General features: G+C 67.1%; 15 protein-coding genes. 14 read left to right on the forward strand and 1 reads right to left on the reverse strand.

Annotated elements, in window-relative coordinates; translation table 11 throughout:
- The first annotated feature begins 2 nt into the window (after positions 1 to 2).
- The 11 genes from rplW to A5711_RS13385 all read left to right on the forward strand — a co-directional run bounded on the left by rplW (position 3) and on the right by A5711_RS13385 (position 7,932).
- Complete coding sequence (gene rplW, locus A5711_RS13335) at positions 3 to 272, forward strand: 50S ribosomal protein L23 (protein ID WP_082975731.1); 270 nt, start codon at positions 3 to 5, stop codon at positions 270 to 272.
- A 29-nt stretch (positions 273 to 301) separates the two neighbouring features.
- Positions 302 to 1,144 (forward strand): 50S ribosomal protein L2, encoded by an 843-nt coding sequence (gene rplB / locus A5711_RS13340; protein ID WP_067739765.1) that lies wholly within the window; start codon positions 302 to 304, stop codon positions 1,142 to 1,144.
- A gap of 21 nt (positions 1,145 to 1,165) precedes the next feature.
- Positions 1,166 to 1,447 carry a 30S ribosomal protein S19 gene (gene rpsS / locus A5711_RS13345; protein ID WP_006245110.1) on the forward strand — a complete coding sequence of 94 codons (282 nt, stop codon included), beginning with the start codon at positions 1,166 to 1,168 and terminating at the stop codon, positions 1,445 to 1,447.
- Positions 1,444 to 1,992 carry a 50S ribosomal protein L22 gene (gene rplV, locus A5711_RS13350; protein WP_067947194.1) on the forward strand — a complete coding sequence of 183 codons (549 nt, stop codon included), beginning with the start codon at positions 1,444 to 1,446 and terminating at the stop codon, positions 1,990 to 1,992. The genes rpsS and rplV overlap by 4 nt, the downstream gene beginning before the upstream one ends.
- Positions 1,992 to 2,831: a 30S ribosomal protein S3 gene (gene rpsC, locus A5711_RS13355; protein ID WP_067947196.1), complete on the forward strand. Its 840-nt coding sequence runs from the start codon at positions 1,992 to 1,994 to the stop codon at positions 2,829 to 2,831. The genes rplV and rpsC overlap by 1 nt, the downstream gene beginning before the upstream one ends.
- Positions 2,832 to 2,834: 3 nt before the next feature.
- Positions 2,835 to 3,251 carry a 50S ribosomal protein L16 gene (rplP, locus tag A5711_RS13360; RefSeq protein ID WP_007167840.1) on the forward strand — a complete coding sequence of 139 codons (417 nt, stop codon included), beginning with the start codon at positions 2,835 to 2,837 and terminating at the stop codon, positions 3,249 to 3,251.
- Positions 3,251 to 3,484: a 50S ribosomal protein L29 gene (rpmC, locus tag A5711_RS13365; protein WP_066951916.1), complete on the forward strand. Its 234-nt coding sequence runs from the start codon at positions 3,251 to 3,253 to the stop codon at positions 3,482 to 3,484. Before rplP ends, rpmC begins: the two co-directional genes overlap by 1 nt.
- On the forward strand, positions 3,484 to 3,828 hold the full coding sequence (gene rpsQ / locus A5711_RS13370) for a 30S ribosomal protein S17 (protein WP_067947198.1): 345 nt from the start codon (positions 3,484 to 3,486) through the stop codon (positions 3,826 to 3,828). Before rpmC ends, rpsQ begins: the two co-directional genes overlap by 1 nt.
- Before the next feature lie 115 nt (positions 3,829 to 3,943).
- On the forward strand, positions 3,944 to 6,304 hold the full coding sequence (locus A5711_RS13375; protein ID WP_067947200.1) for an arylsulfatase: 2,361 nt from the start codon (positions 3,944 to 3,946) through the stop codon (positions 6,302 to 6,304).
- Positions 6,305 to 6,308: 4 nt separating this feature from the next.
- On the forward strand, positions 6,309 to 6,953 hold the full coding sequence (locus A5711_RS27245) for a hypothetical protein (protein ID WP_197501028.1): 645 nt from the start codon (positions 6,309 to 6,311) through the stop codon (positions 6,951 to 6,953).
- Positions 6,954 to 6,996: 43 nt separating this feature from the next.
- A complete protein-coding gene (locus A5711_RS13385; RefSeq protein ID WP_067947202.1) occupies positions 6,997 to 7,932 on the forward strand; it encodes a DUF4436 domain-containing protein in 936 nt (311 codons plus the stop codon).
- A gap of 3 nt (positions 7,933 to 7,935) precedes the next feature.
- On the opposite strand, the gene pstS is transcribed toward A5711_RS13385, so the two are convergent.
- Positions 7,936 to 9,066, reverse strand: coding sequence for a phosphate ABC transporter substrate-binding protein PstS (gene pstS, locus A5711_RS13390; RefSeq protein WP_067947204.1), 1,131 nt, complete (start codon positions 9,064 to 9,066; stop codon positions 7,936 to 7,938).
- A 106-nt stretch (positions 9,067 to 9,172) separates the two neighbouring features.
- Between pstS and A5711_RS13395 the strand changes: the two genes are divergently transcribed.
- The 3 genes from A5711_RS13395 to A5711_RS13405 all read left to right on the forward strand — a co-directional run.
- Complete coding sequence (locus A5711_RS13395) at positions 9,173 to 10,087, forward strand: formylglycine-generating enzyme family protein (RefSeq protein ID WP_067947206.1); 915 nt, start codon at positions 9,173 to 9,175, stop codon at positions 10,085 to 10,087.
- A 216-nt stretch (positions 10,088 to 10,303) separates the two neighbouring features.
- The gene (locus A5711_RS13400) at positions 10,304 to 11,182 is read left to right on the forward strand and encodes a DUF4436 domain-containing protein (RefSeq protein WP_067947208.1); all 879 of its coding nucleotides are present in this window, start codon (positions 10,304 to 10,306) and stop codon (positions 11,180 to 11,182) included.
- Positions 11,183 to 11,224: 42 nt separating this feature from the next.
- On the forward strand, positions 11,225 to 12,021 hold a 797-nt coding region (locus A5711_RS13405; protein WP_156744925.1), incomplete at its 3' end, for a DUF222 domain-containing protein.

The raw sequence follows: 12,021 nt of genomic DNA on the forward strand, positions 1-12,021 counted from the left end.
TCCTGGCCCCGGTCATCTCGGAAAAGTCCTACGGCCTCCTGGATGAGAACGTGTACACCTTTGTGGTGCACCCCGATTCGAACAAGACGCAGATCAAGATCGCCATCGAGAAGATCTTCTCCGTCAAGGTCGCATCGGTGAACACCGCGAACCGGCAGGGTAAGCGCAAGCGCACCAGGACCGGGTACGGCAAGCGCAAGGGCACCAAGCGCGCCATCGTCACGCTGGCGCCCGGTAGCAAGCCCATCGACCTGTTCGGGGCCCCGGCCTAGCCGCGCGCGAGAGAAAGACCTGATTAGACATGGCAATTCGTAAGTACAAGCCGACGAGCCCCGGCCGCCGCGGCTCCAGCGTGTCCGACTTCGCCGAGGTCACCCGGTCGGAGCCGGAGAAGTCGTTGGTGCGCCCGCTGCACGGCCACGGTGGCCGTAACGCACACGGCCGCATCACCACCCGCCACAAGGGTGGCGGCCACAAGCGGGCCTACCGGGTGATCGACTTCCGCCGCAACGACAAGGACGGCGTCAACGCCAAGGTCGCGCACATCGAGTACGACCCGAACCGGACCGCCAACATCGCGCTGCTGCACTTCCTGGATGGCGAGAAGCGTTACATCATCGCGCCGCAAGGCCTTTCGCAGGGCGACGTGGTGGAGTCGGGCGCGAACGCCGACATTAAGCCCGGCAACAACCTGCCGCTTCGCAACATCCCCGCCGGTACCGTGATCCACGCCGTGGAACTGCGGCCCGGCGGTGGCGCCAAGCTGGCGCGGTCCGCCGGCTCGAGCATCCAGCTGCTCGGTAAAGAGGGCACCTACGCGTCGCTGCGTATGCCCAGCGGTGAAATCCGCCGTGTCGACGTGCGCTGCCGCGCCACGGTCGGCGAGGTCGGCAACGCCGAACAGGCAAACATCAACTGGGGCAAGGCCGGCCGGATGCGGTGGAAGGGCAAGCGCCCTTCGGTCCGTGGTGTGGTCATGAACCCGGTGGACCACCCGCACGGTGGTGGTGAGGGTAAGACCTCCGGTGGTCGCCACCCGGTGAGCCCGTGGGGCAAGCCGGAGGGCCGCACCCGCCACCCGAACAAGGCCAGCAACAAACTCATCGTCCGGCGCCGGCGCACCGGCAAGAAGCACGGTCGCTAGGAACTCGAGGAGTAGCCAACCATGCCACGCAGCCTGAAGAAGGGCCCGTTCGTCGACGACCACCTCCTCAAGAAGGTGGACGTCCAGAACGAGAAGAACACCAAGCAGGTCATCAAGACCTGGTCTCGGCGTTCGACGATCATTCCGGACTTCATCGGTCACACCTTCGCCGTCCACGACGGACGCAAGCACGTCCCGGTGTTCGTCACCGAGTCGATGGTCGGTCACAAGCTTGGTGAATTCGCGCCGACGCGAACCTTCAAGGGACACATCAAGGACGACCGGAAGGCCAAACGGCGATGACCACAACTGAATTCCCGTCGGCGGTCGCCAAGGCGCGGTTCGTGCGGGTCTCACCGACGAAGGCCCGCCGGGTGATCGACCTGGTGCGTGGCCGCTCGGTGGCCGACGCGCTCGACATTCTGCGCTGGGCGCCCCAGGCGGCCAGCGAGCCGGTGGCGAAGGTGATCGCTAGCGCCGCGGCGAACGCGCAGAACAACAACGGCCTGGACCCGGCCACCCTGGTGGTCGCCACGGTGTACGCCGACGAGGGTCCGACCGCCAAGCGGATTCGCCCGCGCGCCCAGGGGCGCGCGTTCCGGATCCGCAAGCGCACCAGCCACATCACGGTCGTGGTGGAGAGCCGGCCGGCAAAGGACCAGCGTTCGGCGAAGTCGACGAGGGCCCGCCGCGCCGAGGCCAGCAAGGCCGCCGCGAAGGCGCCCGCGAAGAAGGCCGCCACCAAGGCGCCCGCCAAGAAGGCGCCCGCCAAGAAGGCCGCGGCGAAGTCCGCTCCGGCGAAGAAAACTACGTCTGAGACTTCTGAGGCGAAGGGAGGCTCAGACTAGTGGGCCAGAAGATCAATCCGCACGGCTTCCGGCTGGGTATCACCACGGACTGGAAGTCCCGCTGGTACGCCGACAAGCAGTACGCGGACTACGTCAAGGAAGACGTCGCGATCCGCAAGCTGCTGTCCACCGGACTGGAGCGCGCCGGCATCGCCGACGTGGAGATCGAGCGCACCCGCGACCGGGTGCGCGTCGACATCCACACCGCGCGCCCCGGCATCGTCATCGGCCGCCGCGGCACCGAGGCCGACCGCATCCGCGCGGACCTGGAGAAGCTGACCGGCAAGCAGGTTCAGCTCAACATCCTCGAGGTCCGCAACCCCGAGTCCCAGGCGCAATTGGTGGCTCAGGGCGTCGCCGAGCAGCTGAGCAACCGGGTGGCGTTCCGCCGCGCGATGCGTAAGGCCATCCAGTCGGCGATGCGTCAGCCCAACGTCAAGGGCATCCGGGTGCAGTGCTCGGGTCGTCTGGGCGGTGCGGAGATGAGCCGTTCGGAGTTCTACCGCGAGGGCCGGGTGCCGCTGCACACGCTGCGCGCCGACATCGACTACGGCCTGTACGAGGCCAAGACCACCTTCGGCCGGATCGGTGTGAAGGTGTGGATCTACAAGGGCGACATCGTCGGTGGGAAACGCGAACTCGCCGTCGCCGCCCCGGCGGGCGCCGACCGTCCCCGTCGCGAGCGTCCGTCGGGCACGCGTCCCCGCCGCAGCGGTGCGTCGGGCACCACGGCGACCAGCACCGAGGCCGGGCGGGCCGCCGCGGGCGCCGAAGAAAGCACCGCGGCCGCAGCGGCCGAGCCCGCGCCCGCCGCAGAACCGCAGAGCACGGAGAGCTGAATCATGTTGATTCCCCGCAGGGTTAAACACCGCAAGCAGCACCACCCCCGCCAGCGCGGCATCGCCAGCGGCGGCACGGCGGTGAACTTCGGTGACTACGGCATCCAGGCCCTCGAGCACGCCTACGTCACCAACCGGCAGATCGAGTCCGCGCGTATCGCGATCAACCGCCACATCAAGCGTGGCGGCAAGGTGTGGATCAACGTCTTCCCGGACCGCCCGCTGACCAAGAAGCCCGCCGAGACCCGGATGGGTTCGGGTAAGGGTTCGCCGGAATGGTGGGTGGTCAACGTCAAGCCCGGCCGCGTGCTGTTCGAGCTGAGCTACCCCAACGAGCAGGTGGCCCGGGCGGCACTCACCCGTGCAATCCACAAGCTGCCGATCAAGGCACGCATCGTGACCCGAGAGGATCAGTTCTGATGGCAGTGGGAATTTCGCCTGGCGAACTGCGTGAGCTCACCGACGAGGAGCTGACCGAGCGTCTGCGCGAATCCAAAGAGGAGCTGTTCAACCTGCGTTTCCAGATGGCGACGGGGCAGCTGTCCAACAACCGCCGGCTGCGCGCGGTGCGGCAGGAGATCGCGCGCGTGTACACCGTGCTGCGCGAACGAGAACTGGGCCTGGCTTCCGGGCCCGACGGTAAGGAATCGTGATGGCAGAAGCGAAGAAGGCGGCCCCGAAGGCGGCCGCAACGGACACGCCCTCGAAAGAGAAGGGCCCCAAGCACACTCCGGCCAACCCGAAGGTCCGTGGCCGGCGCAAGGTCCGCATCGGTTACGTGGTGAGCGACAAGATGCAGAAGACCATCGTGGTCGAGCTGGAGGACCGCGTGCGGCACCCGCTGTACGGCAAGATCATCCGCACCACCAAGAAGGTGAAGGCGCACGACGAGAACAGCACCGCAGGCATCGGCGACCGCGTCTCGCTGATGGAGACGCGTCCGACATCGGCGACCAAACGGTGGCGGCTCGTCGAAATTCTCGAGAAGGCCAAGTAGCCGCGAAGCGACATCGAAACGCCCGGGTCCTGGTGGTCCCGGGCGTTTTGCTTTGCGGGGGGCGGCGGTCGGCGAAAAGCGATCGGAAATTTCGCGGCCGCGTTACTCTCGGCGCATGTCGACTGACTCGCCGGCCTTCCAAGGCAAGATCGAGCTGGATATCCGGGACTCCGAGCCGGACTGGGGCCCCTACGCCGCGCCGACCGCGCCGGAGAACTCGCCGAACATCCTGTACCTGGTGTGGGACGACACCGGCATTGCGACCTGGGATTGTTTCGGCGGTCTGGTCGAGATGCCCGCCATGACCCGCATCGCCGAGCGTGGTGTCCGGCTGTCGCAATTCCACACCACCGCGCTGTGCTCGCCGACCCGGGCCTCGCTGCTGACCGGCCGCAACGCCACCACGGTCGGCATGGCCACCATCGAGGAGTTCACCGACGCGTTCCCGAATGCCAACGGCCGGATCCCGTTCGATACCGCGCTGCTCTCCGAAGTGCTCACCGAGCGCGGCTACAACACGTACTGCATCGGCAAGTGGCACCTGACGCCGCTCGAAGAGTCCAATCTGGCGTCCACCAAACGACATTGGCCGACCTCGCGCGGCTTCGAGCGGTTCTACGGTTTCCTGGGCGGCGAGACCGACCAGTGGTATCCCGACCTGGTGTACGACAACCATCCGGTCAACCCGCCGGGCACGCCCGAAGACGGCTATCACCTGTCGAAGGACATCGCCGACAAGACCATCGAATTCATCCGCGACGCCAAGGTGATCGCGCCGGACAAGCCGTGGTTCAGCTACGTGTGCCCGGGCGCCGGGCACGCGCCGCACCACGTCTTCTCCGAATGGGCGGACCGCTACGCCGGCCGCTTCGACATGGGCTACGAGGCCTACCGCGAGATCGTGCTGGAAAACCAGAAGTCGATGGGCATCGTGCCGCCCGACACCGAACTCTCTCCGGTCAACCCGTACTCCGACGTCAAGGGGCCGCAGGGCGAGCCCTGGCCGCTGCAGGACACGGTCCGCCCCTGGGACTCGCTGAACGCCGATGAGAAGAAGCTGTTCTCCCGGATGGCCGAGGTGTTCGCCGGCTTCCTCAGCTACACCGACGCCCAAATCGGCCGGATCCTGGACTATTTGGAGGAATCCGGTCAACTGGACAACACCCTCATCGTGGTGATCTCCGACAACGGCGCCAGCGGGGAGGGCGGCCCGAACGGATCGGTCAACGAGGGCAAGTTCTTCAACGGCTACATCGACACGGTCGAAGAGAGCATGAAGTTGTTCGACCACCTCGGCGGTCCGGAGACCTACAACCATTACCCGATCGGCTGGGCGATGGCGTTCAACACCCCGTACAAGCTTTACAAGCGGTACGCGTCGCACGAGGGCGGCATCGCCGACACGGCGATCATCTCGTGGCCCAATGGTGTTGCCGCACACGGGGAGATCCGAGACAACTACGTCAACGTCTGCGACATCACGCCCACGGTCTATGACCTGCTGGGCATGACGCCCCCCGAAACTGTTCGGGGCATCGTGCAGAAGCCCCTGGATGGCGTGAGTTTTAAAGCGGCCCTTGCTGATTCGAACGCCGACACCGGGAAGCAGACCCAGTTCTACTCGATGCTCGGCACTCGCGGGATATGGCATCAGGGGTGGTTCGCCAACACCGTGCACGCGGCCACGCCGGCCGGCTGGTCGCACTTCGACGCCGACCGCTGGGAGCTGTTCCACATCGAGGCCGACCGCAGTCAGTGTCACGACCTGGCCGCCGAGCAGCCGGACAAGCTAGAAGAACTCAAGGCGCTGTGGTTCTCCGAAGCCGCCAAATACAACGGGTTGCCGCTCTCGGACCTGAACATCCTGGAGACGATGACGCGGTTCCGCCCCTACCTCGTCGGTGACCGATCCAGCTATGTCTACTACCCCGACTGCGCGGACGTGAGCATCGGCGCCGGCGCCGAAATCCGCGGCAGGTCGTTCGCGGTGGTGGCCGAGGTGAGCGTCGACACCACCGGCGCGGAAGGGGTGCTGTTCAAGCAGGGCGGCGCCCACGGCGGGCACGTGCTGTTCATCCAGGACGGGCGCCTGCATTACGTCTACAACTTCCTGGGTGAACGCCAGCAGGCGGTCTCCTCATCGGGCGCGGTGCCGCTCGGCAGGCATCTGCTCGGCGTGAATTATGCGCGGACCGGAACCGTGCCGGACAGCCACACGCCGCTCGGCGACGTCACGTTGTTCATCGACGACGAAGTGGTCGGCACGCTCGCGGACGTGCAGACGCATCCGGGAACGTTCGGGATCGCGGGCGCCGGGATCACCGTCGGCCGCAACGGCGGCTCCGGAGTATGCAGCCGCTACAAAGCGCCGTTCTCGTTCACCGGTGGCACCATCTCCCGAGTTACCGTCGACCTGTCCGGGCGGCCCTATATGGACGTGGAAGCCGAAATTGCGCTTGCCTTTTCGCGCGACTGAAGCCTTGGCGCTGTGCCTGTTGGCGCTCGCTGCGGCGGGATGTGAGAAGACCACGGGCGGAACGGCCGTCGGTGGCACCGCCTCGTCGACGTCGGCCACCACGCGAGCGCCAGACCCGGCCGAGCCGGTACCCGGCATCGAAACCACGCTGCCCGACCACATTCCGCCCAATGCCTTGGTGTGCTTTCCGCCGCCCGCCAGCGGCTCCATGACCAAGGCCTCCGTGGCCGACCCGGCGGCGCCCGTGCTCACGGTCCCGCTGCCCGACGGCTGGAATGCGACGCCGGGCACGGGTGACGTGGCGTTGACGTCGACCGGTCCCGACGGCATGTCGGTGCGGGTGACCATCGCCCGCACCGACCTGGATCCGGGGGGCGCGTTCCTGCGTTACGCCACCGACTTGCGAACGGCGAACCCGGGGGCCAAGGTCACCGTCACGGCGGCCCAATTCTGCGGCTACAGCAGCCAGCTACTCAGCGGTACCAACGGAGGGGCCGGAGCAAACGAGTTCGCCGACCGCATCACGCACATCTGGACCAACACTCAGGCGTACCTGGTCGCCATCCATCTGGAGGGGCCCGGCAAAGCGCCGGGTTTCGAAGCGGCTAAATCGACGCTAATGCAGCAATTCGCCGTCACTATCCCCTGAAATATGCAGTTGTCCCTGTTAGCATCTGCCCCGTGATGCCTCAATGACCGCCGGGAATCCGGCGCCTCCCGCGCCGCCGGCGCCCGCCAACCACCGGGGCCGGCAAATCGCCATCGCTTTTGGAATCGTCGCCTCCCTCATCGTCATCTACGCCCTCTCGCTGATTGCCGTGCATCTGCTGGCAAAGTCGGCGCCAGCGCTTCCCTCGGTGGATTTGAGCAAGGTGGAGGCTGAAGACAGCGTCGTTCAGGTACGCCTGGAGAAGCTGGATACCGTCGCGAACCGCCTGACGGTGAACGTGACGGTCTACCCCAAGGATTCGTTGTGGGACAAGAACTTCGGGGTACTGACCACCGACGCCGCGGTGCGCCTCTACCCCGACAACGACCTCGGCGACCTGCAATACCCGGTGGGTAAAGCACCGGCCCAGGTCAGCACGACCATCGTGGCGCACGGCGACCCCGCCAACTGGCCGTTCGACACGTACAAGACCGAGGTGATCGCCGCCGACGTGTTCACCGGTACCGGCGCCAGCCGCGAGAAGGCACCCGCCCGCGTCGAGGCGACCGGAAAGTTGGACGGTTGGGACGCCACCGTCACCCGCGTCCACGACCCCGAGGACGCCAACCCCGATGTGCAGGACGACCTGATCATCACTCTGCAACGGTCCAAGGGTGCGCTGATCTTCGACGTCGGCATCTGCCTGGTCCTCATCGCCCTTCCGGTGCTGGCGTTGTGGGTGGCCATCCCGATGGCGTTGGGCCGGACCACCTTCCTGCCGCCGTTGGGAACCTGGTTCGCGGCACTGCTGTTCGCCGTCGTCCCGCTGCGCAACTTCCTGCCCGGCTCCCCACCGCCGGGTTCCTGGATCGACCAAGCCGTCGTGCTGTGGGTGTTGATAGGGCTGGTTACGGCGATGTCGCTGTTCATCGTCGCCTGGTGGCGATCCCGCGAGAAAAAGCCGCCGAAGAAGGCCTGACACCTACTCGGGATTCGGTGAATCCGCCGAACTGATCGCGTCGACTGCGCTCGAGACCCTGGCCTGGAAGTTGGGCGACAGCGGGATGTAGCCGCTCTTCGCCAGCTCCACCTGGCCGGGTCCGATCGCCGCCTGCAGGAACGCCTTGACGGCCTTGGCGACGTCGAGCGCCGGGTACTTGGAGCAGACGATCTCGTAGGTGGCCAGGACGATCGGATAGACGTCGGGCTGGGCGGGGTTGTAGAACGACGAGATGTCGAGCACCAGGTCGTTGCCGCTGCCGATGATCTTGGCGCCGGTGATGGTCTTGCCGACGGTGTCGGTGCCGATCCGCACCGGTCGCAACGACCTGCGGCTCGCCGGGGTTTTGATCTCGGCGGCGTAAAGCCCTTGCTGCAGAGCGAAAGACAGCTCGTTGTAACTGATCGCGCCCTCGGTCGATTTCACCAGTGCCGCGGTGCCGTTGTTGCCCGCGGCGCCGGTGCCTATGCCTCCGTTGAACGCCTTGCCCGTGCCCTTGGTCCAGGCCCCGCCGGACGCGGCCTGCAGGTAGGACTGGAAGTTGTCGGTGGTCCCGGACGCGTCGCTGCGGTAGATGACCCGAATCTCTTCGGAAGGCATCGATGCGTTGAGCGCGGTGAGCGCCGGGTCGTCCCAGCGCGTGATGGTGCCGTCGAAGATCTTGGCTATCGTCGACGCGTCGAGCACCAGCGAGTCGACCGAGCCGAGGTTGTAGGTAATGGCCAGCGGGCCGAACACCACCGGCAGGTTCCACGCGTCGGCGCCGCCGCAGCGTTGTTTGGCCGCGGCGTATTGGTCCCCCGAAAGCGGCGTGTCCGATGCGCCGAAATCCGTTCTGCCGGCCAGGAAGTCGCTGATTCCGGCGCCCGATCCGTTCGCGGTGTAGTTCAGGGTCTGCCCGGCGCACACCTTCCCGTAGGCGGCGACGAACTTCGTCATCGCGTTGGCTTGTGCGGTCGAGCCGCTGGCCGTCAGCGCCTGCTTGCCGCCGCACTCCACCTTGGCGCCGGCGGCATACGCCAGCGTCGGATGGGAGTCGGTGCTGCATGCTGAGACCGCCACCGCCGCCGCGGCGAACAGGCTGATGGCGGCTGCCGATGCGGTGCGCTTCACGTTGACACACTTACCGCCACGGATTAACGAGCAAACAAACTGCCGATGAACTGGTGATTCTTCGCGATGAGCTACCGCCCGCTTGCCGCGCTCGTACCCTGAACTGGTGCTCACCGAGCTCGTCGACCTTCCGGGCGGATCGTTCCGCATGGGGTGCACCAGCTTCTATCCCGAAGAAGCGCCGATCCACACTGTCACCGTGCCGGCTTTCGCGGTGGAGCGACACCCGGTGACCAATGCGCAGTTCGCCGAATTCGTCTCCGCCACAGGCTATGTGACGGTTGCCGAGCGGCCCATCGACCCGACGCTGTACCCGGGGGCCGACCCGGCTGATCTGCGTCCGGGCGCCATGGTCTTTCGCCCCACTCCCGGCCCGGTCGACCTGCGCGACTGGCGGCAATGGTGGCATTGGGTACCGGGTGCCAGCTGGAGCCATCCGTTCGGGCCGGACAGCGACCTCGCCGATCGGGCCGACCACCCGGTGGTGCAGGTGGCCTACCCCGACGCCGCCGCGTACGCGCGGTGGGCCGGCCGGCGGCTGCCGACCGAGGCCGAGTGGGAGTATGCGGCCCGCGCCGGGAGCACGGGCACCTACGCGTGGGGCGACGAACCGAACCCCGACGGTCGGCTGATGGCCAACACCTGGCAGGGCCGCTTCCCATACCGCAACGACGGCGCCCTGGGCTGGGTCGGTACATCGCCGGTGGGGACGTTTCCCCCCAACGGATTCGGCCTGCTAGACATGATCGGCAACGTCTGGGAGTGGACCGCGACACAGTTCTCCGCGCACCACCGGCTCGACGAGCCGCCGAAAGCGTGTTGTGCCCCTGCGGGGCCGGCGGATCCCGCCGTCAGCCAGACGCTCAAGGGCGGTTCGCACCTTTGCGCGCCGGAATATTGCCACCGCTATCGTCCGGCCGCGCGGTCACCGCAGTCGCAGGACACCGCGACCACCCACATCGGATTCCGCTGCGTCGCGCAGCAAACTTCGGCCGCTCCCGGCGGCACCGCCCACAGCTGAAACGACGAGCTGGTTACCGCCTCATGGACGGTGAGTGACGGGGCTTTCATCGGCGCGCACGGTGTGCGCGACTTCGCTAGCATCTGACCACGTGTGGCCCTCGACGAGCCCTGAATCATCGGTGGCCTACCAATGACCGCCGAGGCTCCCGCGGCACCGGCACCGCCGCCCCCATCGGACGCGCCGACACCGTCCGCACCCCCGCCCCGCAAACACATGGCGAAGCGGCCGCGCATCGTGATCGGCGTGGCCGTCCTGGCGGTGGTCGTCACCGCCTACATGCTGTCCCTGTTCGGCGTTCACTGGCTAGAGAGGTCCGAGGGACCGCTGCCTCCGCTGGACTTGAGCCAGGGCGGGGGCGACGCGACGATCGTGCAGCTGCAGGTCGAGGAACTGAAGCCGGTCGCCAAGCGCCTCGCGGTGAATGTTCTTGTGTATCCTGGGATTTCGGCATACGACAACCGATTCGACGTGTTGGGCACCGACGTCGCCGTGCGCCTGTACCCCACGAGTGACCTCGGCGACCTGCACTACCCGAAGGGCAAGGCGCCGGCGCAACTGAGCACCACGGTCGTAGCGCACGGCGATCCGGGCAACTGGCCGTTCGACTCGTACCGGACCGAGCCGATCTCTGCCGACGCGTTCGTCGGGTCGGGTGACACCCTGAAAAAGGTGCCCGCCCGGGTCGAGGTGACCGGGGAGTTGGACGGGTGGGACATCACCGTGAACCGCGTCCACGACCCCGGTGCGCTCCCGACGCAGCGCGGCACCGACAACGGGAACGTGGTCATCACCCTGAAGAGGGCCAAGGGCCCGCTGATCTTCGACCTGGGCATCTGCCTGGTCCTCATCAGCCTGCCCACCCTGGCGCTGCTGGTCGCCATTCCGATGGCGCTGGGCAGAAGGAAGTTTCTGCCGCCATTCGCCACCTGGTATGCCGCGAACCTGTTCGCCATCGTCCCGCTGCGCAACATTCTTCCCGGCGCGCCACCGCCCGGTTCGTGGATCGACCAGGCCATCGTCCAATGGGTGCTGATCGCGCTCGTCACGGCGATGAGCTTGTACATCTTCGCCTGGGTCCGGCATGGCGACTAGTCGGCGGGGAAGTTGTCAGACCCCCCTGAGATAATCGAATGTATGTTCGAATCCAGGGTGTCGTCGCCGGAGGTGCTTGCCGCGTTCGACGAGCACTTCGAGCGGCGGTATCCGTCGCGGACGGAGGAGTCGGCGGCGATGCTTGCCGAGGCCGGCGGGTGTGTGCGGGCGGAGAATCGGGCGGTGGCCGGGCAGCTGGCGGCGATCGGGCGGTTGTTCGCCTATCGGTTGTCGCGGTGTGCTGAGACTGAGGAGTGGGCGGTGGACACCGAGGCGGCGGTGGCCGCGGAGGTGGCCGCGGAGTTGCGGATCGGTCAGGGGTTGGCGGCCAGTCGGGTGCGGTATGCGCGGGCGCTGCGCGAGCGGTTGCCGCGGGTGGCGGCGGTGTTCGCCGCCGGGGACATCGACTTTCGGATGGTGCAGACGCTGGTGTTTCGCACCGATCTGATCACCGATCGCGACGTGGTGGCGGCCGTGGATGGGCAGTTGGCCGCGCAGGTGGCCCGGTGGCCATCGCTGACCCCGGCCCGGTTGGCCGCTCAGGTTGACCGAATCGTCGCGAAGGCTGATGCCGATGCGGTGCGCCGGCGCCGGGACCGCGCGGCGGGCCGCGAGGTGTGGATCGGGGATATGGGCGATGGGTTGGCGCGCATCGAGGGGGTCCTGTTCAGCTCGGATGCCCGCGCACTCGAGAAGCGACTGGATGCGGTGGCGGCCACGGTGTGTGCGCATGATCCGCGTAGCCGTGAGCAGCGCCGCGCCGATGCGTTGGGGGTGCTGGCCGCGGGCGCGGATCGGCTGGGCTGTCGGTGTGGGCGCCCCGACTGCGCGGCGGGCGC

This window comes from Mycobacterium sp. E2238 (assembly GCF_001672665.1).
GTDB lineage: Bacteria > Actinomycetota > Actinomycetes > Mycobacteriales > Mycobacteriaceae > Mycobacterium.

Bases quoted from the DNA above. Each gene is read 5' to 3' on its own strand.
- rpmC (WP_066951916.1), top strand. From the start codon at position 3,251: ATGGCAGTGGGAATTTCGCCTGGCGAACTGCGTGAGCTCACCGACGAG.
- A5711_RS13375 (WP_067947200.1), top strand. From the start codon at position 3,944: ATGTCGACTGACTCGCCGGCCTTCCAAGGCAAGATCGAGCTGGATATC.
- rpsQ (WP_067947198.1), top strand. From the start codon at position 3,484: ATGGCAGAAGCGAAGAAGGCGGCCCCGAAGGCGGCCGCAACGGACACG.
- rpsS (WP_006245110.1), top strand. From the start codon at position 1,166: ATGCCACGCAGCCTGAAGAAGGGCCCGTTCGTCGACGACCACCTCCTC.
- rplV (WP_067947194.1), top strand. From the start codon at position 1,444: ATGACCACAACTGAATTCCCGTCGGCGGTCGCCAAGGCGCGGTTCGTG.
- rplB (WP_067739765.1), top strand. From the start codon at position 302: ATGGCAATTCGTAAGTACAAGCCGACGAGCCCCGGCCGCCGCGGCTCC.
- A5711_RS13385 (WP_067947202.1), top strand. From the start codon at position 6,997: ATGACCGCCGGGAATCCGGCGCCTCCCGCGCCGCCGGCGCCCGCCAAC.
- A5711_RS13400 (WP_067947208.1), top strand. From the start codon at position 10,304: ATGGCGAAGCGGCCGCGCATCGTGATCGGCGTGGCCGTCCTGGCGGTG.
- rplP (WP_007167840.1), top strand. From the start codon at position 2,835: ATGTTGATTCCCCGCAGGGTTAAACACCGCAAGCAGCACCACCCCCGC.